The following is a 20,529-nucleotide window of genomic DNA, read 5'->3' as shown; positions in this document are numbered from 1 at the left end:
CGGACGCCAACTGGCGTCCGGGCCTTTGCTGTTGGCCCGCATGGCCCGTGTGGCTCGCATGGCATCGGAAGATCCGGCAGTGGGGAGGGGGAAGGGCGGGGCCGTGAGCCTTTGACGAGCCGCTCCGCCCACCAAGGAGCCGCTCCGCCCACGAGGCAGCCGCCCCACCGGCGTGACGAGCCGCCCCGCCGGGGCGTCAGGCCCGGGGCGGGTCGACCGCGAAGAGCTGCTCCTCGACGTGGTCGAGGGCGACGCGCAGTGCGCCCATCGCCACCACCTCCGAGCCGAGGGCCGCCAGGGCGACCTCCGGGGCGCGCAGGGTCAGCTGGGCGAGGCGTTCGCGCAGCGGGTCCAGGACGCCGTCGAGGCCGGCCGCCCAGCCGCCGATCACCACCAGCTGCGGGTCGATGGCCAGGACGAGCGCGGCGACGCCCTGCACGAGGCGGGTCAGGAAGCGGTCCATGGCGACCTTGGCGACCTCGTCGCCCTCCCGGGCCAGCCGCAGCACCCGGGCCACGGCGGCCTCGTCCAGCGGGTTGAGTGGCTTTCCGGTGGTGGAGAGCAGGCGCTCGGGGGTGACGTCCTGCCCGAGCAGGTGCAGGGCGCCGATCTCGCCGGCCGCGCCGCCGAAACCGCGGTGCAGCTTGCCGCCGATGAGGGAGCCGGCGCCCGGGCTGAGGCCGGCCATCACGAACACGACGTCGTCGGCGCCGACCGCCGAACCCTGCCAGTGCTCGGCGATGGCGGCCAGGTTGGCGTCGTTCTCGATCAGGACCGGGCAGCGGAAGGAGCGCCGCAGCCGGGCTCCGAGGTCGAGCCCGGTCCAGCCGGGCATCGCGGTGCCCAGCCGGACGGTGCCCTCGCGGTCCACGATGCCGGGGGTGCCGATGCCGACCGACCAGAGGTTGTCCCGGGAGATGCCGGCCTTGCGCAGCACCTCGGCGACGGCGGTGCGGACGGCGGCGAGCCGGTCCTCGGCGTCGAGGCTCTCGTCCACGGGCTTGAAGTGACTGCCCACCACCTCGCCGGTGAGGTCGGCCAGGATGACCCGGATGTCGTGCACGCCGATCTCGATGCCGAGGATGTGTCCGGCCTCGGCGCGGAAGCGGAACCAGCGGGCCGGGCGACCGCGGCGGCCGGTGCCCGGTTGGCCGTCGTCCCTGGGCTGGTCGACCTCGGCGACCAGCCCGGTCTCGACCAGGCCCTCGATCACGCCCTCGACCGTCGGGCGGGAGAGTCCGGTCTCGCCGACGAGCTGAGTGAGGGTCACGGAGTGGCCGTTGCGCAGCGCCCGGAGCGTGACCGCCGCGTTGATCCGCCGCAGCAGCGAGGAGTCTCCTCCGGTGAGCCGATCCGCCAATGCGATGCCCTTCGCCGTTCGCGCGACTGCCCTGGCGCGCGGTGTCGAGTGCGCGGTGCCCACCGAATGGCCCGCGGGGTTGCGCCCCCCGGAGAACGCGGCAGGGCGGCAGGGGGCCGCCTGCGCGAGGGCCGGAGGACAAGCGGAGCCTACCCGGGGACCGGCCGGGGCGGCGAGGATCTTCGCAGCTCATCCCGGCTTCGGTATCGAAATGGTACGGATCGGGTGGCGGTGCGTGATCCGGACTTCACCGCCCGGCCACGGTGGGCGGGTAGGCGAGTCGCCGGGGCCCCGCCGACCGGCGGGAACGTTCCGACAGCAGCGAGCCGAGGCCGAGCCGGGAGCCGGCCGACAGGGCACTGAGGGTGGAACAGGCCGACCTGATCGAGCCGATGGAGCCGACGGACAGGATGGACCCGATCGAGCCGAGAGACCCGATCGACCCGATGGAGCCGAGGGACCCGATCGAGCCGAGGGACCCGATCGACCCGATGGAGCCGAGGGACCCGATCGATCCGATGGAGCCGATGGAGAGGACGGACCCGATCGAGCCGACGGAGAGGATGGACCCGATGGACCCGATGGACAGGACGGACCCGATGGACCCGATGGAGTCGATCGACAGTAGCGATCCGAGGGAGCCGAGGGAGGCGAGGGACCCGCGGGCGGGTCGGGCCGGACGCGTGGAAGCGGTCATGACCCTTGAGCGTAGCCAGCCCCGCCCTCGGCGTCTCCCGTCAGTCCACCCGCGCCGCGAACAGTCGCCGCCCCAGCAGCGCCATCGGGTGCCCCTCCTCCGGCAGGGTCAGCACCGTCGGGCAGCCCGCGGTGGTGAGCGCGGCCCGCCAGTGCTCGGCCGGGCGGGCGGTGAGGCCGTGGGGGTCGCCGGTGATCAGCAGGTCGAGCTGTTCGGCGGTGGGCGCGAGCAGCAGCAGCCGACCGCCGGGGGAGAGCAGTCGGACCAGCTCGGGGACCTCCCGCTCCGACTGCCCGGTCACGCTCGCGATGACGACGTCGTAGCGGCCGCCGTCGGGGGCGGTGTGGTGCTCGGTGTTCGGTCGGGGCCGGGCGGCGAGGGCACGGGCGACGGCGGGTTCGCCGCCCTCGGCGTCGAGTTCGAGGACGCGCAGCGGCCCGGGCCCCTGGTGGGCGTCGGCGGCGCCGCGCACCAGCGCGCCGAGCGCGGCGCCGAGGAAGCCCCGGGCGGCGGCCCAGCGGACCGGGGAGGCGGCCGGCCGGGGGGCCTCCGCGCCGGTGATCAGCCGGGGCAGCCGCAGGGCGCCGCGGCGGACCCGGTCCAGGGCGGCGGCCGGGCCGAGCCCGTCCGCCCAGGTCTCGACGGCCGGGCGCCAGGTCTCCCGGACCTCGGCGGCGGCCGGTCCGGGTCCGCCGCGGAAGACCGGGCCCTGGGCTCCGCCGTCCTGACGGGTGAGCAGTCCGTGCCGGGCGAGCGCGTCCAGCCAGCGGGTGACCAGGGGGCGCTGGGCGGGGGTGACCATGGCCGCGGCCAGGACCTCGGCCTCGGGGTAGCCGCGCGCGGGGTCGGTCAGCGCGCCGCTCTGCTGGAGGGTGTGCAGCAGCGAGGCGAGCACGGCCCGGTCGAGTTGGGCGCCGAAGTCGCGGACCTGGGCGGCGGTGATGCCGATGCCGTACTTCCAGGCGGCGGCGGAGGCGTTCTCGGCGTCGGCGCGCAGCCGGCGGTCGGCGGCCTCGGCGTTGCTGTCCGGGGCGCGGACGTGGGCGAGGACGGCGCCGAGCGCGTCGACGGCGGCGTACACGTCCTCCTGGCGGGGTTCGGGGCCCACGTGCAGGACCAGGCGCAGCGCGCCGAGGTCGTGGGCGGCGAGGCCGGGCTGGCGGCTGAGCGGCCAGAGCAGGGCGGAGGGCAGGCTGAGGTGGGTGGCCCGGGCGGCGGCGACGGCTTCGAGCTGCTGTTCGGGCTGCTGCTCGGGGTCGCCGCAGTGGACGGTGCCGCCGGCCAGCAGGGTGGCCAGGGCGAGTTCGACGGCGAGGTCGGTGACGGGGTGCAGCACGGTGTGCCGGATCGGGGGCGCGCCGAGGACGCCGGCCCAGTAGCGCAGCCGCTGCTCGGCGGCCCGGGCGGCGGAGGGCGCCAGCGCCGCGTGCTCGGCGACGCGCCGGGCGAGGGCGCGGGGCAGGCCGCCCGGCGGGGAGACGCCGAGCAGCAGGCCGATGCCGCTGATCGCGCGCCCGTCGGCGACGACGGCGGGTCGGTCGCCGAGTTCGCGCAGCGCGCTGACCAGGGCGGGAGTCGTGGGCACGGTGATCACTCCGGGGTGCGGGGCAGAAACCGCACTACTGAACCACGGGGGCGGGGCGCGGGAGGCCGGTAGCAAGTCAAGCTTCTGTAATGATTTTCATATCGGACAGCCAAGCTGACGAGCTGAAGTCACCGCGAAGTGGTCGGAACCGCACATTCCGGAAGCTCTGTGCGATCCCTTGACAGGTGGTTCGGGTACTGGATCAATGGACCCGAACGGGCCTGACCGAACGATCGGTAGGCAGCCTGGGGTGGCTTGGACGGAACACGGACCGATCCCGGCAGGACACAGGCGGCGCCCGGTGGGACGCGGCCGTAGCCCGACAGGACGCAGGCAGAGCAGCAGCGAAGGAGCGACGATGACCGGCACCGCACCCGTCCCGCGCCGACCCCTCGGGGAGCCGATCCCGCCCGAGCTCCTGGACGCCGGCGAGCGGATGACGCCGGACGAACTGCGCGCCCACCAGCTCACCCGGCTACGGGCCACCCTGCGGCACGCGTACGACAATGTCGAGCTCTACCGCCGCAAGTTCGACGCCGCCGGGGTCCGCCCCGAGGACTGCCGCACCCTGGACGACCTCGCCCGCTTCCCCTTCACCACCAAGGCCGACCTGCGTGAGGGCTACCCCTTCGGCATGTTCGCCGTCCCGATGGAGCAGGTCCGCCGGATCCACGCCTCCAGCGGCACCACCGGCCAGCCGACCGTGGTCGGCTACACCGACAACGACCTCTCCGTGTGGGCCGACGTGGTCGCCCGCTCGATCCGCGCGGCCGGCGGCCGACCCGGCCACAAGGTGCACGTCGCCTACGGATACGGGCTGTTCACCGGTGGCCTGGGCGCCCACTACGGCGCCGAGCGGGCCGGCTGCACCGTCATCCCGGCCTCCGGCGGCATGACGGCCCGCCAGGTGCGGCTGATCCTGGACTTCGAGCCTGAGATCATCATGGTCACCCCGTCCTATCTGCTGACCCTGCTGGACGAGTTCGAGAAGCAGGGCATCGACCCGCGCAGCACCTCGCTGCGGATCGGCATCTTCGGGGCCGAACCCTGGACGGAGGAGATGCGGCGCGAGATCGAGGAACGGCTCGACCTGCACGCCGTGGACATCTACGGCCTCTCCGAGGTCGTCGGCCCCGGCATCGCCCAGGAGTGCGTGGAGACCAAGGACGGGCTGCACATCTGGGAGGACCACTTCTACCCGGAGATCGTCGACCCGCTGGCCGATCAGCCGGGGGCCGACGCGGTGCTGCCCGAGGGGGAGGGCGGTGAACTGGTCTTCACCTCGCTCACCAAGGAGGCCCTGCCGATCATCCGCTACCGCACCCGCGACCTCAGCCGGCTGCTGCCCGGCACCGCCCGGCCGGCCTTCCGGCGGATGGAGAAGGTCACCGGGCGCAGCGACGACATGATCATCCTGCGCGGGGTGAACGTCTTCCCGACCCAGATCGAGGAGATCCTGCTGCGCACCCCGGGTGTCGCCCCGCACTTCCAGCTGCGGCTCGGGCGGCAGGGGCGGATGGACAGCATGACCGTCCGGGTGGAGGCCCGGCCGGAGGCCTCCACCGAGCGGCGGGAGTCGGCGCGGGCCGGTATCGCCCGCGCGGTGAAGGACGGGGTCGGGATCACCGTCGCGGTCGAGGTGGTGGACCCGTACACGCTGGAGCGCTCGGTCGGGAAGATCAAGCGGGTGGTGGACGAACGGGGTTGATCCGGTGTGCGGCTGACGGGATGGCGGCGGTGACGGGACGACCGGGATGACGGACGATGGGGATGACGGGATGACGGGATGGCGGGGTGACGGGCGGAAGCGTGGCAGCGTGGCAGAGCGATCCCCGCGCGGGCTCTATGCTGCGGGGCATGCCGAGTGAGCTGCGCACTCTTCAGCCCGCCGAGGACCTCGCCTTCATCCGGCGGGAGACCGAGCTGAAGCCCGTCCCGTTCGTGCCCGAGATCCGCCTGCACATGGCCGAGGACGCCATCGCCCTCTGGGAGACCACCGAGCGGGCACGCGGGGAAGCCGGACTGCCGCCGCCGTTCTGGGCCTTCGCCTGGGCGGGCGGTGTGGCGGTGACCCGCTACGTCCTTGACCACCCCGAACTGGTCGCCGGCCGTACGGTGTTGGACGTCGCGGCCGGCTCCGGGCTGGTCGGGGTGGCCGCCGCGCTGCGCGGGGCCACGGAGGTGCGGGCCGCCGAGATCGACGCCTACGCGGTGGCCGCGATCGGGCTGAACGCCGAGGCCAACGGGGTGCGCGTGGACGGCGCCCTGGTGGACCTGGTGGACGGCGACGGCGGGCCCGCCGAGGTGGTGCTCGCGGGCGACGTCTTCTACGAACGGGCTATGGCCGCCCGCTTCCTGCCCTTCCTGGAGCGGGCCGCGGCGCGCGGCGCGACCGTGATCGTCGGCGACCCGGGCCGGGCCTACCTGCCGCGGGAACGGTTCACCGCGGTGGCGGCGTACCAGGTGCCGGTGGTCGCGGACCTGGAGGACACCGCGGTCAAGACCACCACGGTGTGGCGCCTCGGCTGACGGCCGCTCATGCCGAGGAGCGATCGTCCGAGCGCCGCGGGGCGGCCGAACACCGCGGGCCGACCGAACACCGCGGGCCGGTCGTCCCAACGCCGCTCGACGGCCGTCCGGCCCGCGAAATTCCCGGCGGCGCGGCGGGGCCGGCTGCTAGACAGGCGCGCATGACCGACCAGATCGCCCTGCGTACCGCCGGCCCCGACGAGATCCCCGCCCTGCTCGCCCTCTGGGCCCGGGCCGCCAGGGGCGCCAGCATCACGGACGACGAGGCGGGGGTGGCCGCGCTGCTCGCCCGGGATCCGGACTGCCTGATCGTCGCCACCCCGGCCGGCGACCCGGCGACCGTCCTCGGCACGGTGATCGCCGGCTGGGACGGCTGGCGCTGCCACCTCTACCGCCTCGCCGTCGACCCGGAGCACCGCCGCCGGGGCATCGGCGCCGCGCTGCTGGCGGCCGCCGAGGAGCGCTTCGCCGCGCTCGGCGGGCGGCGTGCCGACGCCATGGTGCTGGACGACAACGCCCTCGGCCACCGCACCTGGCAGGCGGCCGGTTACGCGCCCGAGCCGCAGTGGAGCCGCTGGGTCAAGCCGCTGCCGGCCTGACCGCCTGCCAAGTCCGCCTGAGGAGTCCGCCTGCCGAGCGCGTCCGCTCCCGTCCCCGTCAGGACGGGAGCGGACGCGCTCGGCAGGCCGTCCGTCAGCCGCGCAGGCGGGCCAGCCAGGCCTCGACCTCGTCGGAGCGGCGGGGGAGGCCGGCGGAGAGGTTCTCGTTGCCGTCCTCGGTGACCAGGATGTCGTCCTCGATCCGCACCCCGATGCCCCGGTACTCCTCCGGCACCGTCAGGTCGTTCTCCTGGAAGTAGATGCCCGGCTCGACGGTGAGCACCATGCCCGGCTTGAGCGGGCCGTCGACGTGCTCCTCGGTGCGGGAGTGGGCGCAGTCGTGGACGTCGATGCCCAGCATGTGGCCGGTGCCGGCCAGGGTGAAGCGGCGGTGCAGGCCCAGCTCGTACACCTTGTCGGCGCTCAGGTCGCCGAACAGGCCCCAGGAGGTGAGGTGTTCGGCGAGTTCGCGCTGGGCGGCGTGGTGGAAGTCGCGGAACTGCCCGCCCGGCCGCACGGCCGCGATGCCGGCCTCCTGGGCCGCGTACACGGCGTCGTAGACCTTGCGCTGGAGGTCGGTGAACCGGCCGCTGACCGGGAGGGTGCGGGTGACGTCGGCGGTGTAGAGGTGGTTGGTCTCCACGCCCGCGTCGAGCAGCAGCAGGTCCCCGGGGCGGGCGTGGCCGTTGTTGCGCACCCAGTGCAGGGTGGTCGCGTGCGGGCCGGCCGCGGCGATGGTGCTGTAGCCCACGTCGTTGCCCTCGATCCGGGCGCGGACGAAGAAGGTCCCCTCGATCAGCCGCTCGGCGGTCTCCGTGTCGGTGCCGAGGACGCGCACCACGTCCTCGAAGCCGCGGGCGGTGGCGGCGCAGGCGAAGCGCAGCTCCTCGATCTCGAACTCGTCCTTGACCAGGCGCAGTCCGGACAGGAAGACCTCGAACTCCTCGTCCCGCTGGGCGTCCGCCCGGTCCGCGAGGGCTGCCTCCACGCCCGCGTCGTGGCGGCGCAGCACCCGCACCGGGCCGGTGGCTGCGCGCAGGTCGGCGCCGACGGTGCGCACGTCCCGGCAGGGCAGGCCGAACAGCTGCTCGCTCTCGGTCAGGCTGTTGCGGCGGCCGTCCCACAGCTCGCCGTGGTTGTCCAGCCAGAACTCGCCGTTGTCGATGCGGGAGCGGTCGCGCAGGTAGAGCGCGGCCTCGTGGCCGTTCTCGCCGGTGGGGGTGAGCACCAGGACGCCGTCCTCGGACTGGTCGCCGGTCAGGTAGGCGTAGTCGGAGGAGGGGCGGAACGGGTAGTCGGTGTCGTTGGCCCGGACCTTCGGGTTGCCGGAGGGGACCACCAGCAGCTCGCCGGGGAAGGCGGCGGACAGCTCCGCGCGGCGGCGGGCGGTGTGCGCGGCCTGCGGGACGGGCTCCAGGGCGGTGCGCTCGGTGTCGGCCCAGCCCTGCGTCATGCTCTCGGCGAGTTCGTCCGTGACGCCGCGGGTCAGGCCGTTCTTCCGGTACTTGATGGTCTCGGCGGGCTCGGTCACTGCGGTCTCCTGGTGAGGTGTGGGAAGTGAGGCGTTTCGCTACGCTGCCCCGTCCGTCGGTGTGCGTCCCGTACGGTATATCGAACAGTGCCTGGTGAGAAGAGGTCGAGAGTGAACGACGCCGAGGAATCCGTCCGGGGCGTCCTCGCCGCCAATCTGAAGCGGGTACGGGCCCAGCGTGGCCTGTCCCTGTCCGAGCTGTCCCGGCAGGCCGGGGTCGGCAAGGCGACGCTCTCCCAGCTGGAGTCCGGGGCCGGGAACCCGACGCTGGAGACGGTGCTCGGGCTCTCCCGGGTGCTCGGCGTGCCGATCTCCGACCTGGTCGAGGCCCGGCCGGGCGGCGAGGTCACGGTGGTGCGGGCGGCCGAGACCGAGGTGCTCAGCGGGCGGGGCGTCGACCTGCGCCCGCTGCGCCGGATCGAGTCCGGGGACGCGGTGTTCGAGCTGTACGACCAGGTGGTGCGGGCCGGCGCCGCGCAGGAGTCCGGCGGCCACACCGGCACCGAGCACACCGTCGTCCAGGCCGGCCGGCTGGGCGTGCGGGTCGACGGCCGGGAGATCGAGCTCGGCCCCGGCGACTACATCGGCTTCGACGCCGCGCTCCCGCACGCCTACACCGCGCTGGACGGCGAGCGGGTCCGCTCGGTGCTGGTGCTGCAGTACCGGGCCGAGCAGCACGGCCACCTCGCCGAACCGGCCCGGCCGGCCGCCTCCTGGGGGCTCTGGCACTGAGCGGTCCCGGCGGTTCGGCGCACCGCCGGATCGTTCGGAATACCGAACGTGTCCGACCCGTGGGGCAGGATGATCACCATGACGGACGCACTCACCTGGCTGGCGGAACCCGAGTCGATCGCCTACGGCGGCTACAGCGTCGTGCTGGCCCGCGGCCTGACGCCGGAGGAGCTGGTGGCCCGGATCGCCGAGGAGCTTCCGGGGCGCACCGCACGACCGCTCGACGAACTCACCGCGGAGGACCTGGTCGAGGAGTACGAGCTCGAGTTCGCCGGGGGCGTCGAGGACATCGCGCTGCACCACGGGCGCAGCGGCGACCTCGCCTTCGCGGTGGCGTACGGCTACTGGCAGGGCGAGCTGACGATCCCGCCGTCGGTGTCACGCGGCGGCGCCGAGGTCTTCCACCTGGAGTTCGAGGAGGAGAACGGCAAGCCGGTGCCTCCGTTCTTCAGCAGCTACCGGGACGGGCGGGAGCACTGCTACTTCAACCTCCACCTGGACCCGAGCTGGGGCCCCGGTGACGTCCGGGGAGAGCCGGCCACGGCCGCCGCCCTGACGGCGGAGCTGGCCGCCGCCGGGCTGCCGGACCCCGAGCGCGAGAGCGGTGACCTCCACCGCACCTGCCTGGAGGTGCTCGGCCGCCACTTCGCGCTCACCCTGCCGCGCGCCCTGGTGCGGGAGGCCGCACTTCCGGCGGTGCTGCTGGAGACCGACTGATCCTAGGCGCGCCGCCGGCCGGGTGCCGGAAAGGGCACGAGCGGCCGTAGCGTGGCGGGCCGGAGACGCAGCGGGGAGCGGGGGAGGCGGCATGGCGGGGACGGATTCGCGGTTCGCCGCCTACCTGCCGCATCCGGCCGCGCGGCCTGCCCCGGTGTCCGCGGTGGTGGCGGAGGCGACCGGGACGGACGTGCCCGTGCTGGCCGGGCTGCAGGCCCGGGCCCGCGGCGGTTCGGCGGACGCATGGGCGGAGCGCATCGATCGGGCGCGCCGCGCCGGACGCAGCCTGGTGGTCACCGCGAAGGTGGCCGGCGAGGCTGTCGGGTACGCCAACGCGGCGTTCCTGCCGGAGCACCCCGTGGACCGGGCCCCGGCCGGCTACTACCTGACCGGCGTCACGGTGGATCCCGCCTGGCGCCGCCGCGGCATCGGGAGGCTGCTGACCCGGTGGCGGATGGACTGGGTCCACCAGCGGGACTCGGCCGTCTGGTGCTTCGTCTCCGCCAGGAACCCCGCCTCGCTCGACCTGCACCGGGAACTCGGATTCGACCACGTCAGGACCGGTGCCTCGTTCCAGGGCATCGAGTTCGACGGCGGTACGGGTCTGCTCCTGCGGGCGGGCCCGCCGCCCCGCCCGGCATCGGAGTCCTGACACCCCCGGGGCCGTTTCCCGGACGCGTCGTCAACCCGGCGGGCACGTCTCCCGCTTGGGGCGCGAACGGAGCGGGAACGGGCCGTGAATTGTTCCTCGGGCGGCTGGCCGTCCGGCCGGTCGACGGGGCCCTGCGGGCATCATGGGCCGCGACAACGGGACGTCGCGGAACAGGGAGTCGACCGATGGGAAGGCCGCTGGCGGAGTTCGGCTGCGCGAAGTGCTACGGCGAGGACGAGCGGGCGGTGTGGGGCCGGCAGCGCGAGGGGTTCGAGCACGAGACGGCGGTGGTGGACGGCTCGCGCTTCGCCGTCAACCTCCGGCGTTGCCGGGAGTGTTCGCAGCGGTTCGTCTGGATCTACACCGAGGTCGTCGACTGGATGGGCGGCGACGACGCCCAGTACGTGACGATCATGCCGGTGACCGACGGTGAGGCCACCGGCTTGACGGCGGGCACCCTGCGACCGTGTGAGCTGGGCGGGCTCGGCCGCGGCCGCCGCCACCTGGACCACGACTGGCCCACCGGCGGCCCGGCGCGCCTGCACTGGCGCTCCGGCCGCTTCCAGGTCGCGCAGGGTCGCTGAGGTTCGCTGGTTCGCCGAGGGGCGCCGAAGGCTGCTGGGGCTCGCCGAGGACCGACCTGCGGGCGGCTCACCCCGGAGACGGAAAGATGACATGTTTGCGTCATTCTGAGATTGGTCTACGCCAATAGCCCCGCTGCGCCGGGCGCCGCACGCCCCGCCGCCGCCAGACTGCGGATCCGATCGACACGTTCGGACGCAGGGGACGCGGGGATGGTGCGAGACCACGGGGCGGTGCACCAGGGGCGGCAAGGCCTGGCCGAGGAACCGGTGAGACGGTCCCGCCTGGCCTGTCAGTCGGGCCTGCGGATCACCGAACTCGCCTGCTTCGAGGACCACCGGTCGTTCAGACCGGTGGTGACCGGGGCGCCCGACGACGCGGTGCTCGTCCTCTCGCTGATCCGCTCGGGCGGCTTCGTGCTCCGCACCGGCGGCCGCGAGGACTTCGTCGACCCCACGACGGGCTTCCTGCTGCGCCGCGGGGACGACGCGGCCGTCGCCCATCTGACGGACGCTCCCGAGCTGAGCACGGTGCTGGAGTTCCACCAGGACGTCCACGGGGAGTGCCCGGGCGGGTCCGGGCCGCGCAGCCTGCCGGTGGATCCCGGCCTCGACCTGGCCCACCGGAGCCTGGTCGCCGCCTGTCGCGCGGGGGCGGACCCGTTCGAGGTGGCGGAGCGCGCCCACGGCCTGATGGCCAGGCTGACCGGCGGCCGCCCGTCCACCGGTGGCGGACGGCGGGCCGCCACCGCCCTGGCCCACCGCAGGATCGCCCACCAGGCCTGCGCCGCACTGATCGACGGGCCGCCGACCCTGGGACTGGAGGAGGTCAGTCGCGCGGCCGGCTGCTCGCCGTTCCACCTCAGCAGGGTCTTCCGGTCGGTCACCGGCCGTACCCTCACCAGCTATCGCAACCAGCTGAGGGTGCGCGCGGTGGCGGAGGAGATCGTCGGCGGCCGGCCGCTGCGGGAGCTGGCCGCGCAGTACGGCTTCGCCGACCAGGCCCACCTGACACGCGTGTTCCGGCAGTACGCCGGCGAACTCCCCAGCGTCGTGCGGTCCGTGCTGTCGCGCACCACGCCCATCGCGGGACCGGGCAAGGATGTCCAACGCCGCGGCCGCCGTCCTCCCGAGGATTGTCCTGGCGCCGGCCCCACCGGCCGGACGCCCTCACCATGAAGCGAACGGGAGAATCCCTGTGTCACGCAGTCTGATCGCCTCCGCGGTGAAGCGGGTGGCCACCACGGCGGGCGCCGTCGCGCTCCTGCTCACCGCGACGGCGGGGGTCGGCGCGGCGGCGCCGGCCGGCCCCGCGGCGAAGAGCTCCACCACCGCGTCCTCGTCGGCACCCGCCCCCGCGTTCGCGAAGCAGAACCTGACCACGATCCTCACGCAGTGGACGCACTGGACACCGGACGCCGCGGACTCCAGCCACGCGGGCACCCTGAACGCCGGGGTGAACTACTTCTACTGCTGGACCACCGGACAGACGTACTACGCCGGCGAAACGGGCCGGACCAGCAACATCTGGCTGCTGACCGACGACGACACCGGACACCGCAACGTCTGGGTCAGCGACACCTACCTGGACGCGTACGGCTACGCCCACGACACCGTGATCCTGCCGCACTGCTGACACCACGTGACACGGCGCGCCATGGTCGTGGCGCAGCCTCGGACGAGCGGAGGAGCAAGAACGTGACAAGGACGAGTAAGGCGGCGACCGCATTCGGAGCGGTCTGCCTCGCGGCGGCCGCCGCTCTGGCCGGCGCCACCGCCGGGGCGGTGCCCGCCTCGGCGGTGCAGCAGGGGCCGGTCGGCATCCTGGGCATCGGTTCGCAGGTCACCCCGGTGCGCGACACCGGGATCTACTTCGGCCCGGGGCTGAGCACCCCGCGGATCGGCACGGCCTGGGCGGGTGACAACGTGGCCGGCATCTGCCAGGTCACCGACAACAACGGCAAGCGCCTGATCCTGGGCATCGAACGCCCGGGCCGCAACGGCGTCCAGTGGGCCAACACCGCCGGCTACCTCTGGGACGACGACATCGCGGAAGCCACCGGCGGCTTCCCGAGCTGCTCGAACTACGGCCGGCGGCTCACCCCGGTCCGCAACACCGCGATCTACTCGGGGCCGGGTCTGAGCACCCCGGCCGTCGGCACCGCCTGGGCCGGCGACGACGTGGCCGGCATCTGCCAAGTCCTCGACAACAACGGCAAGCGCCTGGACCTGGTCATCGAGCGTCCCGGCCGCAACGGCGTCCAGTGGGCCAACAGCGCCGGGTATGTGTGGGACGACGACATCGCCGAGCCCACCGCCTCGCTGCCGTTCTGCGGGACCGCGTAACGAGCGGAGCGGAAGCGCGCGGGAAGTCGGCCGGTCCGACTTCCCGCGCACCCGTGTGTCCGGGCCGGGGCGAAGGGATCAAGCAGCCCCGAACTCGCCGGACTTGACGCCGGTGATGAAGGACTGCCAGGCGTCGAGGCCGAAGGCGAGCTGCGGGCCGTCGGGGTCCTTGCTGTCGCGGACCGGAAGGATCCCCGGAGTGCCCGGCGCGACCTCGATGCACTGGCCACCGCCGTCGCTGTACGAGGACTTCAGCCAGGAAGTGGGCTTGACCGTCGAGATGGGGAACATGGCTTGAAACTCCTTGAGGCGGGTGCGGATGACTGCCAGCGTGTCCGCACTTGAGAGGGCTTGAGCCTGGAGCCAATCGTAAGCCCTTGCCAGAGAACGGATCTTGTCCTTGTCGTCTCGCTCGACATAGCCCCGTTGGATGGTTTCGAGGTAGGCCATCCACTCCCCGTCCGAGGAGGTCAGGAGCGTGAACGGCTTGCTGGTGGGGAGGTTTTCGCCGAGACTGGTGGGCGCGATCTGCAGCATGACATGGGGGAGGCTGGCCACGCTCTCCAGCCGGCGGAGCTGATCGGCCATGACGTGGGGGCCGCCGATGGGTCGCAGGCAACTCTCCTCGATGACGACTTGGAGAGAGGGAGCAGGCTCCCGGTACAGCAACGCTTGTCGCGCCATTCGGACATTCAGGCGTTCGATGGCCTTGCCCTCGGGGATCTCACCGCGCCGGGCTGCGGCCTCGATAAGCGTAGAGGCATAGGCCCGCGTCTGGAGTAGCCCGGGGACGACGTTCAGTTCGTAGATCTTGAGGGCGGTCGCCTTGCGCTCGTGCTCAATGTAGGCGAGGAATCCGCCGATCAAAGTACTGCTCTTGGCGGTCCAGTACAGGAGTTCAAGCGCCTCGCAGGTGTCGAGCTCCCTGTCGCACCGCCGCACGAGGTTCAGCGGCGCGGGACGGTCGCCGTTCTCGATCATGGAGATGAGCGAGTCGCTGTAGTTGGTCCGCCGCCCGAGCTCGACCTGGGTGAGCCCCCGCGCCCTGCGGAAGCGCCGCAGCTGAACGCCGAGGGCGGCGTTCGGAGATGAGGTGGGGTCTACTTCGCGCTGGCGCATGATGGCTGCCCGCTTCCACAGTGCTCGCTGTCAAAGTGAAGTCCTTCCGATGCTAGCCGCAATCGGCCACTCTTGGTGAGGGGGTAGCAACAGAGAGGAATTAGTCGATGGATATGACGAACAATCAATCTGGCGAAAGCCTGCTCCTGCGGCGGAACTTTCCGCCGTGTCGCTGCCCGAAGTGCGGCGACTCCATCCCCGAGGCGCGGATGAGCGCCGACGCCATGACCCCGGCGGCGCCGCCCGCGCGGCGGGTGGCGCCGCCGACCAGCCCCTACCGGCCCTCGGTCCTCGGCGAGCGGGTCTTCGACGTCCGCTCCGGCCGCTGGGCCGCCTTCATGGGGTGGCAGCACGGTCGCGCCTACCTCCGCCCCCTGGGCGGCGGCGTCGAGTGGGACACCGAAGCGCGCTGGATCACCGACACCGAACAGTGAGATGCCCGATGAGCAGCATGATCGACAAGATTACGGCGGAGGACCGTCGCGTCGCGGCCGACGTCCTCGACGACCTCCGGGTCGTCCTGAACGCCGCCGACGTGAAACTCCCGTCCCTCGGGATCGACTGGCAGTCGGCCAGGGCCACCGGCGTCGTCCTGATCGACCTCGGGGCCGCCCGGCCGGACGTCATCGAGCGGCTGGTCGTCGTCCTCCGCAGAGGTATGCGGCCGTAGCCGGAGCCGGCGTCATCACAGTCGGGAGTCTCGCGCTCGCGGCATCGGTCCTCCTGATGATTCCCGAGTGCGTTTCCCCCTCCGCGAGCGCCCTGGTGTTCGTTCTCGTCTTCCTCGCCGCCTCGACGGGCGCGTTCGTGCTCGTGGCGGGGTGGCTGAGCGTGCGGTCATAGCGGTGTGGGCTTCGAGGAGACCCGAAGCCCACACCGAACACCTCCGCCCTCAGACTCCATTGAGGGCGTAGCTGCGGAAGGTGGCCAGCAGGGGCAGCACTTCGGTCTTGCTGGGGTCCTCGGTGACGGCCCGCATCGCGTCGATCACCGTGTGGGCGATGATCTTCGTCACCGAAAGGTCGTCCGCGGGCGCCAGGGTGCCCCAGGCCTTCAGCGTCTGGGTCAGCAGGGCGCTCATCCTGGCGCCGATGTTGGAGCTGACGGCATCGGAGATCTCGGCGATCTCCTCGTCGCTCATGGTGGCGCGCAACCCGAAGGCGAGCGCCATCAGGGTGTCCATCGCATGCTCGCCGTACGCGGCGACCAGCGCCGGCAGCGGCCGTTCGCCGGTGCCGCCCGCCGCCAGGGCGAACAGCGCCTCGTCGTCGTCCTTCCACGCCGCCTCGAGGGCGGCCAAGGCCCGCAGGGCCTCGTCTGCGGTGAGCCCTTCTGTCATGGAAGGAACGGTATTGAGCCGTCCCGGCTTCCGACAGGTGCGGAAGCCGGGATCACCCCTTCGAGCGAAGCGGGGCCTAATCGGGCCGGTGGACGTGGGCGAAGTGCTCCGCGTCCCAGCCGCCGCCCAGCTCAGGGGCCAGCGAGGCGTGGGCGAGGGCGGCGAAGTCCGGCGTGCCGCCCGCCCGTTCCGGAAGTGCGCCGAGCAGCGGGGCGCCGGCGCAGCGGGGCAGGTCGGCCAGGTTGCAGCGCTCGGCGAGGCCCGGCTCGGCCGGCCAGGAGCCGATGAGCACACCCGCGAGCGGCAGGTGGCGGGCCGCCAGCGCCTCCGCGGTGAGGGAGACGATGTTGAGCGTGCCGAGCCCGGCCGAGGCGATCAGCAGGATCTCGGCCGGGAGTCCGGCGTCGAGCACGGCCCTGGCCTGGTCGGCGAGCGTGCGGCCCTCGTCGTCGTAGCGGACCAGCAGTCCGCCGGCGCCTTCCACAAGGACCAGATCGTGTGTGGAAGCCAGTTCGGCGACCTCCGACACCACGTCCGCCGGGGAGAGAAAGGCCATCCCGGCCCGCCGGGCGGCGGTGTCGGGCGCCAGCGGCTCGGGGTATCGGACCAGCTCACGTACCGTCAGATCCCCTGCCAGGCGCCGCACTTCGGCAGCGTCGCCCGGCTCGTCCGGCGAGACGCCGGTCTGCCCGGGCTTCAGCACCGCGACCCTCAGGCCCGCCCGCAGCGCCGCCGAGGCGACGGCCGCGGTCGCGACCGTCTTGCCGACGTCGGTGTTCGTCCCCGTCACGAACAGGATGCGCGCGCTCATCCGGCCACCGCCGCGGCGGTCACGGCGGCGGCGATCCGCGCCACGTCCTCGTCCTGCGTCACATAGGGGGGCATGGTGTAGATCAGGTCCCGGAACGGCCGCAGCCACACGCCCTCCCGCGCCGCCGCCTCGGTCGCCGCCGGAACGTCCACCGGGTGGTCCAACTGCACGACGCCGATGGCCCCCCGGACCCGTACGTCACGCACGCCGGGGACGTCCGCGGCCGCCGCGAGGCCCTCGGCCAGCCCCGTGCCGATCCGCTTCACCTCCACCGACCAGTCCTGCCCGAGCAGCAGGTCCAACGAGGCGTTGGCGACCGCGCAGGCCAGCGGGTTGCCCATGAACGTCGGCCCGTGCGCGAGCACCGGCACCTCGCCGCGGCTGATCCCGTCCGCGACCTCGGCGGTGCACAGCGCCGCGGCCAGCGTCAGGTAGCCGCCCGTCAGTGCCTTGCCCAGGCACATGACGTCCGGCGAGACGCCCGCGTGGTCGGCCGCGAACAGCGCGCCGCTGCGCCCGAAGCCGGTGGCGATCTCGTCGAAGACCAGCAGCACCCCGTAGCGGTCGCACAGTTCGCGCAGCATCCGCAGGTAGGCCGGCGAGTGGAAGCGCATCCCGCCCGCGCCCTGGACCACCGGCTCGACGATGACGGCGGCCAGCTCGTCGGCGTGCCGGGCCATCAACTCCTCGAAGTGCTGCGCGTACGCCGGGTCGAGCGGGGCGTCGAACCCGGCCGGCGGCTCCGGGGCGAACAGCTGGCCGGGCAGCACCCCGCCCCACAGGTGGTGCATCCCGCCGTCCGGGTCGCACACCGACATCGGGTGGAAGGTGTCCCCGTGGTAGCCGCCGCGCCAGGTGAGCAGCCGGCGCTTGGCCGGCCGCCCGGTGGACTGCCAGTACTGGAGGCACATCTTCATCGCGACCTCGACGGCCACCGAGCCCGAGTCGGCGAGGAAGACGTGCCGCAGCGGCTCCGGGGTGATCTCCACCAGCCGGGCGGCCAGCCGGACGGCGGGCTCGTGGGTGAGCCCGCCGAACATCACATGGCTCATCCGCCCCAGCTGATCGCGCACCGCCTCGTCCAGCACCGGGTGCCGGTAGCCGTGGATCGCCGCCCACCAGGACGACATCCCGTCGACCAGCTCGCGCCGCCCGCCCGCGACCGGTTCGGCCAGGCGCAGCCGCACCCCCGAGGCGGACTCGACCACGTACGGGGTGACGGTGCCGGGCATCGGCCCGTACGGGTGCCACACGTGGGCGCGGTCGAGGGCGAGCAGGTCGGACGCGGACGCGGCCGTGGACGGCTGGAGCATGGTGCTTTCTCCGGAGGGTCGGAACTGTCAGGCGTTGGGCGCGAGTTCGGTGCCGGCGCCGCGGCGGCGGACCTTCACGAGCTCGCTGCGGAGCCCGTTCTCGGTGCCGTTCTCGGTGCCGTTCCCGGCGCTGTTCCCGCTGTCGGGTACGGTGACGGCCTCCGGGGCGGGGGCGTCGGCGCCGTGGGCGTGCCCGCCGCACGGCCCGCAGCCGCCACCGCCGCTGCCGCAGGCCGAGGCCGCGGTGCCGCAGCCGCCGGCGGCCTGGGCGGCCTCGGCGACGTCCGCGCGGTGGCGCGGCAGGGTGGCCTCGCCGGCGCCCTCGACCTCGAAGCCGGCGTCCCTGATCATGTCGAGGTCGGCCTGCCCGGCCTGGCCCTCGCTGGTCAGGTAGTCGCCGAGGAAGATGGAGTTGGCGATGTGCAGGCCGAGCGGCTGCATCGAGCGCAGGTGCACCTCGCGCCCGCCCGCGATCCGCACCTCGGTGTCCGGGTTGACGAAGCGGACCATCGCCAGGATGCGCAGGCAGCGCTGCGGGGTGAGGTTCCACTCCTTGGCCAGCGGGGTGCCCTCGAAGGGGATCAGGAAGTTGACCGGGACGGAGTCCGAGCCGAGCTCGCGCAGTGCGAACACCACGTCGACCAGGTCCTCGTCGCTCTCGCCCATGCCGGCGATCAGACCGGAGCAGGCGGACAGGCCCGCGCCGTGCGCCTTCTGCACGGTGTCCACCCGGTCCGCGTAGGTGTGGGTGGTGGCGATGTCGCCGTAGGTGCCCTCGGAGGTGTTGAGGTTGTGGTTGTAGGCGTCGGCGCCGGCCGCCTTGAGCCGCTCCGCCTGGTTGTCGGAGAGCAGGCCGAGGCAGACGCAGATCTCGACCGCGGGGTCGGCGTCCTTGATGGCGGCCATGGTGTCGGTGACCCGGTCGATGTCGCGGTCCGTCGGGCCGCGGCCGCTGGCGACCAGGCAGACCCGCTTGGCGCCGCCGGCCACTCCGGCGCGGGCGGCCTCGGCGGCCTGGTCCGGCTTGAGCCAGGTGTACTTGAGGATCTCGGCCTTGGACCCGAGCCGCTGCGAGCAGTACGAGCAGTCCTCGGGGCAGAGCCCGCTCTTCAGATTCACCAGGTAGTTGAGCTTGACCCGGCGGCCGAACCAGCGGCGGCGCACCTTGCCGGCCGCGGCGACGACGTCGAGCAGCTCGTCGTCGGTGGTGGCGAGGACGGCCAGGGCCTCCTCGCGGGTCGGGACTTCGCCGCGCAGGCCCTTGGCGGTGAGGCTATCGAGAAGATCCATGGGGCCGATCCTGCCTGGTGGCGATCGAGCGGCGCCAGAGCAAACCTGCCAGAAGATCGGTGTGAGGATGTGCCGATTGCCACAGTGTCGAAGGTCACGGGCTCCGTTGCTGGTCATCGGCTTGACGAGGTGCCGGGCCAGCGGTTACCGGCGAGTAGTCAGCGGGTGGCGGACGGGCGGTGGCCGGGGTGGCGGCCAGGCCGCGGCCGGGGTGGCGGGCGGGGTGGTGACCGCTGGCGGCCGGGCCGCGGACGGCTCCGGTGGACGATGATCCACAACCCCCGCCCCCGTGATCCACGCCACCCCGGGGATGCTTAGAATCTGCGCCATGACCACGCAGGGGGAGCGCACCCCGACTCCGGGAGAGGGCCGGGACGGCCGGGTAGAGCAGCGGGTCGGCGGGGCCGCCGGGGCCGCCGACGCCGAGGGGGGAACGGACCGCGGGCGGGGTCGTCGGATGACGGCCCGTCGGGCGGCCGGCTGGATCGTCGTGGTCGGGGTGGTCGCGGCCGGGGGATGGATCATCACCCGCCCGATGCCCGGCGACTACATACCCGGGCTCGGCCCGTCCACCAAGGACGCGGCCGCGACACCGCGGGTGGTGGGCGCCCCGCCGCCGCGCACCGACTCCGAGGCCCTCAACGTCGACACCCTCTTCCCCGCCCAGCGGCCCGTCGAGGTCGGCGCCTTCAAGGCGCGGCGCAACGGCGTCCGGCAGGGCGAGAACTGCGGCGAGGTGCTCCAGGACCGCACCCAGGACCCGCTGAAGGACACCGGCTGCCAGGGCTACCTGGCCGTCAGCTTCACCGGCCAGGACCACCCCGTGCTCAGCAGCGTCACCCTGCTGCGCTTCCCCGACCAGCCCTCCGCCGCCCGGGCCGCCGAAGCCCTGCGGGCCAAGCCCGGCGCGGTCGCCTTCATCCTCGCCGACGCCTCCACCGCCCCCACCCCGCCCCCCGGCGCCAAGCCGGGCGGCGAGCCGCGGATCGAGGCGGTCGGGCACTACGTGACGGTCACCAGCTCGCGGTCCGGCGACGGCCGCCCGGCGAGCGCCGCCCCGAGCGGCACCGGGGCGCCGGCCGCGCCGCTCCCGACGACCACCGGCACGGCGCCGAGCACCGAACAGAACCTGGACGAGGCCACCCGCGCGCTCTCCTACGCGGCGGGCTCGCCGTTCGCCTGGATGTGACGGCCGGCCGACGAAATGGCCGACCGGTGTGACGCCCGGATGACCGGTGTGACGCCCGGACGACCGAGGTGACGCCCGGACGGACCATGACGGAGCCCCCCGGAGCCGAGAGGACTCCGGGGGGCTCCGACGGTCCGTC

The 20,529-nt window shown here is 73.3% G+C and carries 22 protein-coding genes; 13 read left to right on the top strand and 9 right to left on the bottom strand.

Annotated features, from left to right (window positions below; all coding sequences use genetic code 11):
• Window positions 1-196 precede the first annotated feature (196 nt).
• The 3 genes from ACWDBE_RS10995 to ACWDBE_RS10985 all read right to left on the bottom strand — a co-directional run bounded on the left by ACWDBE_RS10995 (window position 197) and on the right by ACWDBE_RS10985 (window position 3,642).
• A complete protein-coding gene (locus ACWDBE_RS10995) occupies window positions 197-1,360 on the bottom strand; it encodes an ROK family transcriptional regulator (RefSeq protein ID WP_449793151.1) in 1,164 nt (387 codons plus the stop codon).
• A 247-nt stretch (window positions 1,361-1,607) separates the two neighbouring features.
• Window positions 1,608-2,057 carry a hypothetical protein gene (locus ACWDBE_RS10990; protein ID WP_449807757.1) on the bottom strand — a complete coding sequence of 150 codons (450 nt, stop codon included), beginning with the start codon at window positions 2,055-2,057 and terminating at the stop codon, window positions 1,608-1,610.
• 40 nt (window positions 2,058-2,097) lie between these two features.
• Window positions 2,098-3,642 carry a hypothetical protein gene (locus ACWDBE_RS10985; protein ID WP_449807756.1) on the bottom strand — a complete coding sequence of 515 codons (1,545 nt, stop codon included), beginning with the start codon at window positions 3,640-3,642 and terminating at the stop codon, window positions 2,098-2,100.
• A gap of 358 nt (window positions 3,643-4,000) precedes the next feature.
• Here ACWDBE_RS10985 and paaK point away from each other — a divergent pair, with 358 nt between their 5' ends.
• The 3 genes from paaK to ACWDBE_RS10970 all read left to right on the top strand — a co-directional run bounded on the left by paaK (window position 4,001) and on the right by ACWDBE_RS10970 (window position 6,770).
• Entirely contained in the window at window positions 4,001-5,350 is a 1,350-nt protein-coding gene (paaK, locus tag ACWDBE_RS10980) for a phenylacetate--CoA ligase PaaK (RefSeq protein WP_449793154.1), read from the top strand.
• A gap of 149 nt (window positions 5,351-5,499) precedes the next feature.
• The gene (locus ACWDBE_RS10975) at window positions 5,500-6,171 is read left to right on the top strand and encodes a class I SAM-dependent methyltransferase (RefSeq protein WP_449793155.1); all 672 of its coding nucleotides are present in this window, start codon (window positions 5,500-5,502) and stop codon (window positions 6,169-6,171) included.
• A 161-nt stretch (window positions 6,172-6,332) separates the two neighbouring features.
• A complete protein-coding gene (locus ACWDBE_RS10970; protein WP_449807755.1) occupies window positions 6,333-6,770 on the top strand; it encodes a GNAT family N-acetyltransferase in 438 nt (145 codons plus the stop codon).
• 94 nt (window positions 6,771-6,864) lie between these two features.
• On the opposite strand, the gene ACWDBE_RS10965 is transcribed toward ACWDBE_RS10970, so the two are convergent.
• Complete coding sequence (locus tag ACWDBE_RS10965) at window positions 6,865-8,301, bottom strand: aminopeptidase P family protein (protein WP_449807754.1); 1,437 nt, start codon at window positions 8,299-8,301, stop codon at window positions 6,865-6,867.
• Window positions 8,302-8,412: 111 nt separating this feature from the next.
• Between ACWDBE_RS10965 and ACWDBE_RS10960 the strand changes: the two genes are divergently transcribed.
• From ACWDBE_RS10960 to ACWDBE_RS10930, 7 genes are all read left to right on the top strand, one after another.
• A complete protein-coding gene (locus ACWDBE_RS10960) occupies window positions 8,413-9,033 on the top strand; it encodes a helix-turn-helix domain-containing protein (RefSeq protein ID WP_392913332.1) in 621 nt (206 codons plus the stop codon).
• A 78-nt stretch (window positions 9,034-9,111) separates the two neighbouring features.
• On the top strand, window positions 9,112-9,750 hold the full coding sequence (locus ACWDBE_RS10955) for a DUF6461 domain-containing protein (protein ID WP_449793158.1): 639 nt from the start codon (window positions 9,112-9,114) through the stop codon (window positions 9,748-9,750).
• A 91-nt stretch (window positions 9,751-9,841) separates the two neighbouring features.
• Window positions 9,842-10,402, top strand: coding sequence for a GNAT family N-acetyltransferase (locus tag ACWDBE_RS10950; protein ID WP_449793159.1), 561 nt, complete (start codon window positions 9,842-9,844; stop codon window positions 10,400-10,402).
• 185 nt (window positions 10,403-10,587) lie between these two features.
• Window positions 10,588-10,986 (top strand): hypothetical protein, encoded by a 399-nt coding sequence (locus tag ACWDBE_RS10945; RefSeq protein ID WP_449807753.1) that lies wholly within the window; start codon window positions 10,588-10,590, stop codon window positions 10,984-10,986.
• 267 nt (window positions 10,987-11,253) lie between these two features.
• Complete coding sequence (locus ACWDBE_RS10940; protein ID WP_449793161.1) at window positions 11,254-12,162, top strand: helix-turn-helix transcriptional regulator; 909 nt, start codon at window positions 11,254-11,256, stop codon at window positions 12,160-12,162.
• A gap of 19 nt (window positions 12,163-12,181) precedes the next feature.
• The gene (locus ACWDBE_RS10935) at window positions 12,182-12,619 is read left to right on the top strand and encodes a hypothetical protein (protein WP_449793162.1); all 438 of its coding nucleotides are present in this window, start codon (window positions 12,182-12,184) and stop codon (window positions 12,617-12,619) included.
• Between the two features lie 62 nt (window positions 12,620-12,681).
• On the top strand, window positions 12,682-13,329 hold the full coding sequence (locus tag ACWDBE_RS10930) for a hypothetical protein (RefSeq protein ID WP_449793163.1): 648 nt from the start codon (window positions 12,682-12,684) through the stop codon (window positions 13,327-13,329).
• A gap of 78 nt (window positions 13,330-13,407) precedes the next feature.
• Here ACWDBE_RS10930 and ACWDBE_RS10925 read toward each other — a convergent pair whose 3' ends face one another.
• Window positions 13,408-14,448 (bottom strand): helix-turn-helix domain-containing protein, encoded by a 1,041-nt coding sequence (locus ACWDBE_RS10925; RefSeq protein ID WP_449807752.1) that lies wholly within the window; start codon window positions 14,446-14,448, stop codon window positions 13,408-13,410.
• Between the two features lie 209 nt (window positions 14,449-14,657).
• Between ACWDBE_RS10925 and ACWDBE_RS10920 the strand changes: the two genes are divergently transcribed.
• Window positions 14,658-14,882 carry a hypothetical protein gene (locus tag ACWDBE_RS10920; RefSeq protein ID WP_449807751.1) on the top strand — a complete coding sequence of 75 codons (225 nt, stop codon included), beginning with the start codon at window positions 14,658-14,660 and terminating at the stop codon, window positions 14,880-14,882.
• 8 nt (window positions 14,883-14,890) lie between these two features.
• On the top strand, window positions 14,891-15,118 hold the full coding sequence (locus tag ACWDBE_RS10915; RefSeq protein WP_449793166.1) for a hypothetical protein: 228 nt from the start codon (window positions 14,891-14,893) through the stop codon (window positions 15,116-15,118).
• A 222-nt stretch (window positions 15,119-15,340) separates the two neighbouring features.
• On the opposite strand, the gene ACWDBE_RS10910 is transcribed toward ACWDBE_RS10915, so the two are convergent.
• The 4 genes from ACWDBE_RS10910 to bioB form a co-directional block, all read right to left on the bottom strand.
• Window positions 15,341-15,787: a hypothetical protein gene (locus tag ACWDBE_RS10910; RefSeq protein ID WP_449793167.1), complete on the bottom strand. Its 447-nt coding sequence runs from the start codon at window positions 15,785-15,787 to the stop codon at window positions 15,341-15,343.
• 76 nt (window positions 15,788-15,863) lie between these two features.
• On the bottom strand, window positions 15,864-16,598 hold the full coding sequence (gene bioD, locus ACWDBE_RS10905) for a dethiobiotin synthase (RefSeq protein WP_449807750.1): 735 nt from the start codon (window positions 16,596-16,598) through the stop codon (window positions 15,864-15,866).
• Complete coding sequence (locus ACWDBE_RS10900; protein WP_449793169.1) at window positions 16,595-17,911, bottom strand: adenosylmethionine--8-amino-7-oxononanoate transaminase; 1,317 nt, start codon at window positions 17,909-17,911, stop codon at window positions 16,595-16,597. The genes bioD and ACWDBE_RS10900 overlap by 4 nt, the downstream gene beginning before the upstream one ends.
• A 27-nt stretch (window positions 17,912-17,938) precedes the next feature.
• The gene (gene bioB, locus ACWDBE_RS10895) at window positions 17,939-19,201 is read right to left on the bottom strand and encodes a biotin synthase BioB (protein ID WP_449793170.1); all 1,263 of its coding nucleotides are present in this window, start codon (window positions 19,199-19,201) and stop codon (window positions 17,939-17,941) included.
• A gap of 328 nt (window positions 19,202-19,529) precedes the next feature.
• Between bioB and ACWDBE_RS10890 the strand changes: the two genes are divergently transcribed.
• The gene (locus tag ACWDBE_RS10890) at window positions 19,530-20,390 is read left to right on the top strand and encodes a hypothetical protein (protein ID WP_449793171.1); all 861 of its coding nucleotides are present in this window, start codon (window positions 19,530-19,532) and stop codon (window positions 20,388-20,390) included.
• The last annotated feature ends 139 nt before the right edge of the window (window positions 20,391-20,529 follow it).

Source organism: Kitasatospora sp. NPDC001132, assembly GCF_053598415.1.
The sequence above is the reverse complement of the archived record's forward strand: the minus strand, read 5'-3'. Positions and strand labels throughout refer to the sequence as shown.

What these genes read in the sequence shown, in the direction of transcription:
- ACWDBE_RS10950 (WP_449793159.1), top strand. Translation starts at nt 9,842, where the DNA reads ATGGCGGGGACGGATTCGCGGTTCGCCGCCTACCTGCCGCATCCGGCC.
- ACWDBE_RS10900 (WP_449793169.1), bottom strand. Translation starts at nt 17,911, where the DNA reads ATGCTCCAGCCGTCCACGGCCGCGTCCGCGTCCGACCTGCTCGCCCTC.
- ACWDBE_RS10970 (WP_449807755.1), top strand. Translation starts at nt 6,333, where the DNA reads ATGACCGACCAGATCGCCCTGCGTACCGCCGGCCCCGACGAGATCCCC.
- paaK (WP_449793154.1), top strand. Translation starts at nt 4,001, where the DNA reads ATGACCGGCACCGCACCCGTCCCGCGCCGACCCCTCGGGGAGCCGATC.
- ACWDBE_RS10990 (WP_449807757.1), bottom strand. Translation starts at nt 2,057, where the DNA reads ATGACCGCTTCCACGCGTCCGGCCCGACCCGCCCGCGGGTCCCTCGCC.
- ACWDBE_RS10915 (WP_449793166.1), top strand. Translation starts at nt 14,891, where the DNA reads ATGAGCAGCATGATCGACAAGATTACGGCGGAGGACCGTCGCGTCGCG.
- ACWDBE_RS10920 (WP_449807751.1), top strand. Translation starts at nt 14,658, where the DNA reads ATGAGCGCCGACGCCATGACCCCGGCGGCGCCGCCCGCGCGGCGGGTG.
- ACWDBE_RS10945 (WP_449807753.1), top strand. Translation starts at nt 10,588, where the DNA reads ATGGGAAGGCCGCTGGCGGAGTTCGGCTGCGCGAAGTGCTACGGCGAG.
- bioB (WP_449793170.1), bottom strand. Translation starts at nt 19,201, where the DNA reads ATGGATCTTCTCGATAGCCTCACCGCCAAGGGCCTGCGCGGCGAAGTC.
- bioD (WP_449807750.1), bottom strand. Translation starts at nt 16,598, where the DNA reads ATGAGCGCGCGCATCCTGTTCGTGACGGGGACGAACACCGACGTCGGC.
- ACWDBE_RS10925 (WP_449807752.1), bottom strand. Translation starts at nt 14,448, where the DNA reads ATGCGCCAGCGCGAAGTAGACCCCACCTCATCTCCGAACGCCGCCCTC.
- ACWDBE_RS10955 (WP_449793158.1), top strand. Translation starts at nt 9,112, where the DNA reads ATGACGGACGCACTCACCTGGCTGGCGGAACCCGAGTCGATCGCCTAC.
- ACWDBE_RS10890 (WP_449793171.1), top strand. Translation starts at nt 19,530, where the DNA reads ATGACCACGCAGGGGGAGCGCACCCCGACTCCGGGAGAGGGCCGGGAC.
- ACWDBE_RS10975 (WP_449793155.1), top strand. Translation starts at nt 5,500, where the DNA reads ATGCCGAGTGAGCTGCGCACTCTTCAGCCCGCCGAGGACCTCGCCTTC.
- ACWDBE_RS10910 (WP_449793167.1), bottom strand. Translation starts at nt 15,787, where the DNA reads ATGACAGAAGGGCTCACCGCAGACGAGGCCCTGCGGGCCTTGGCCGCC.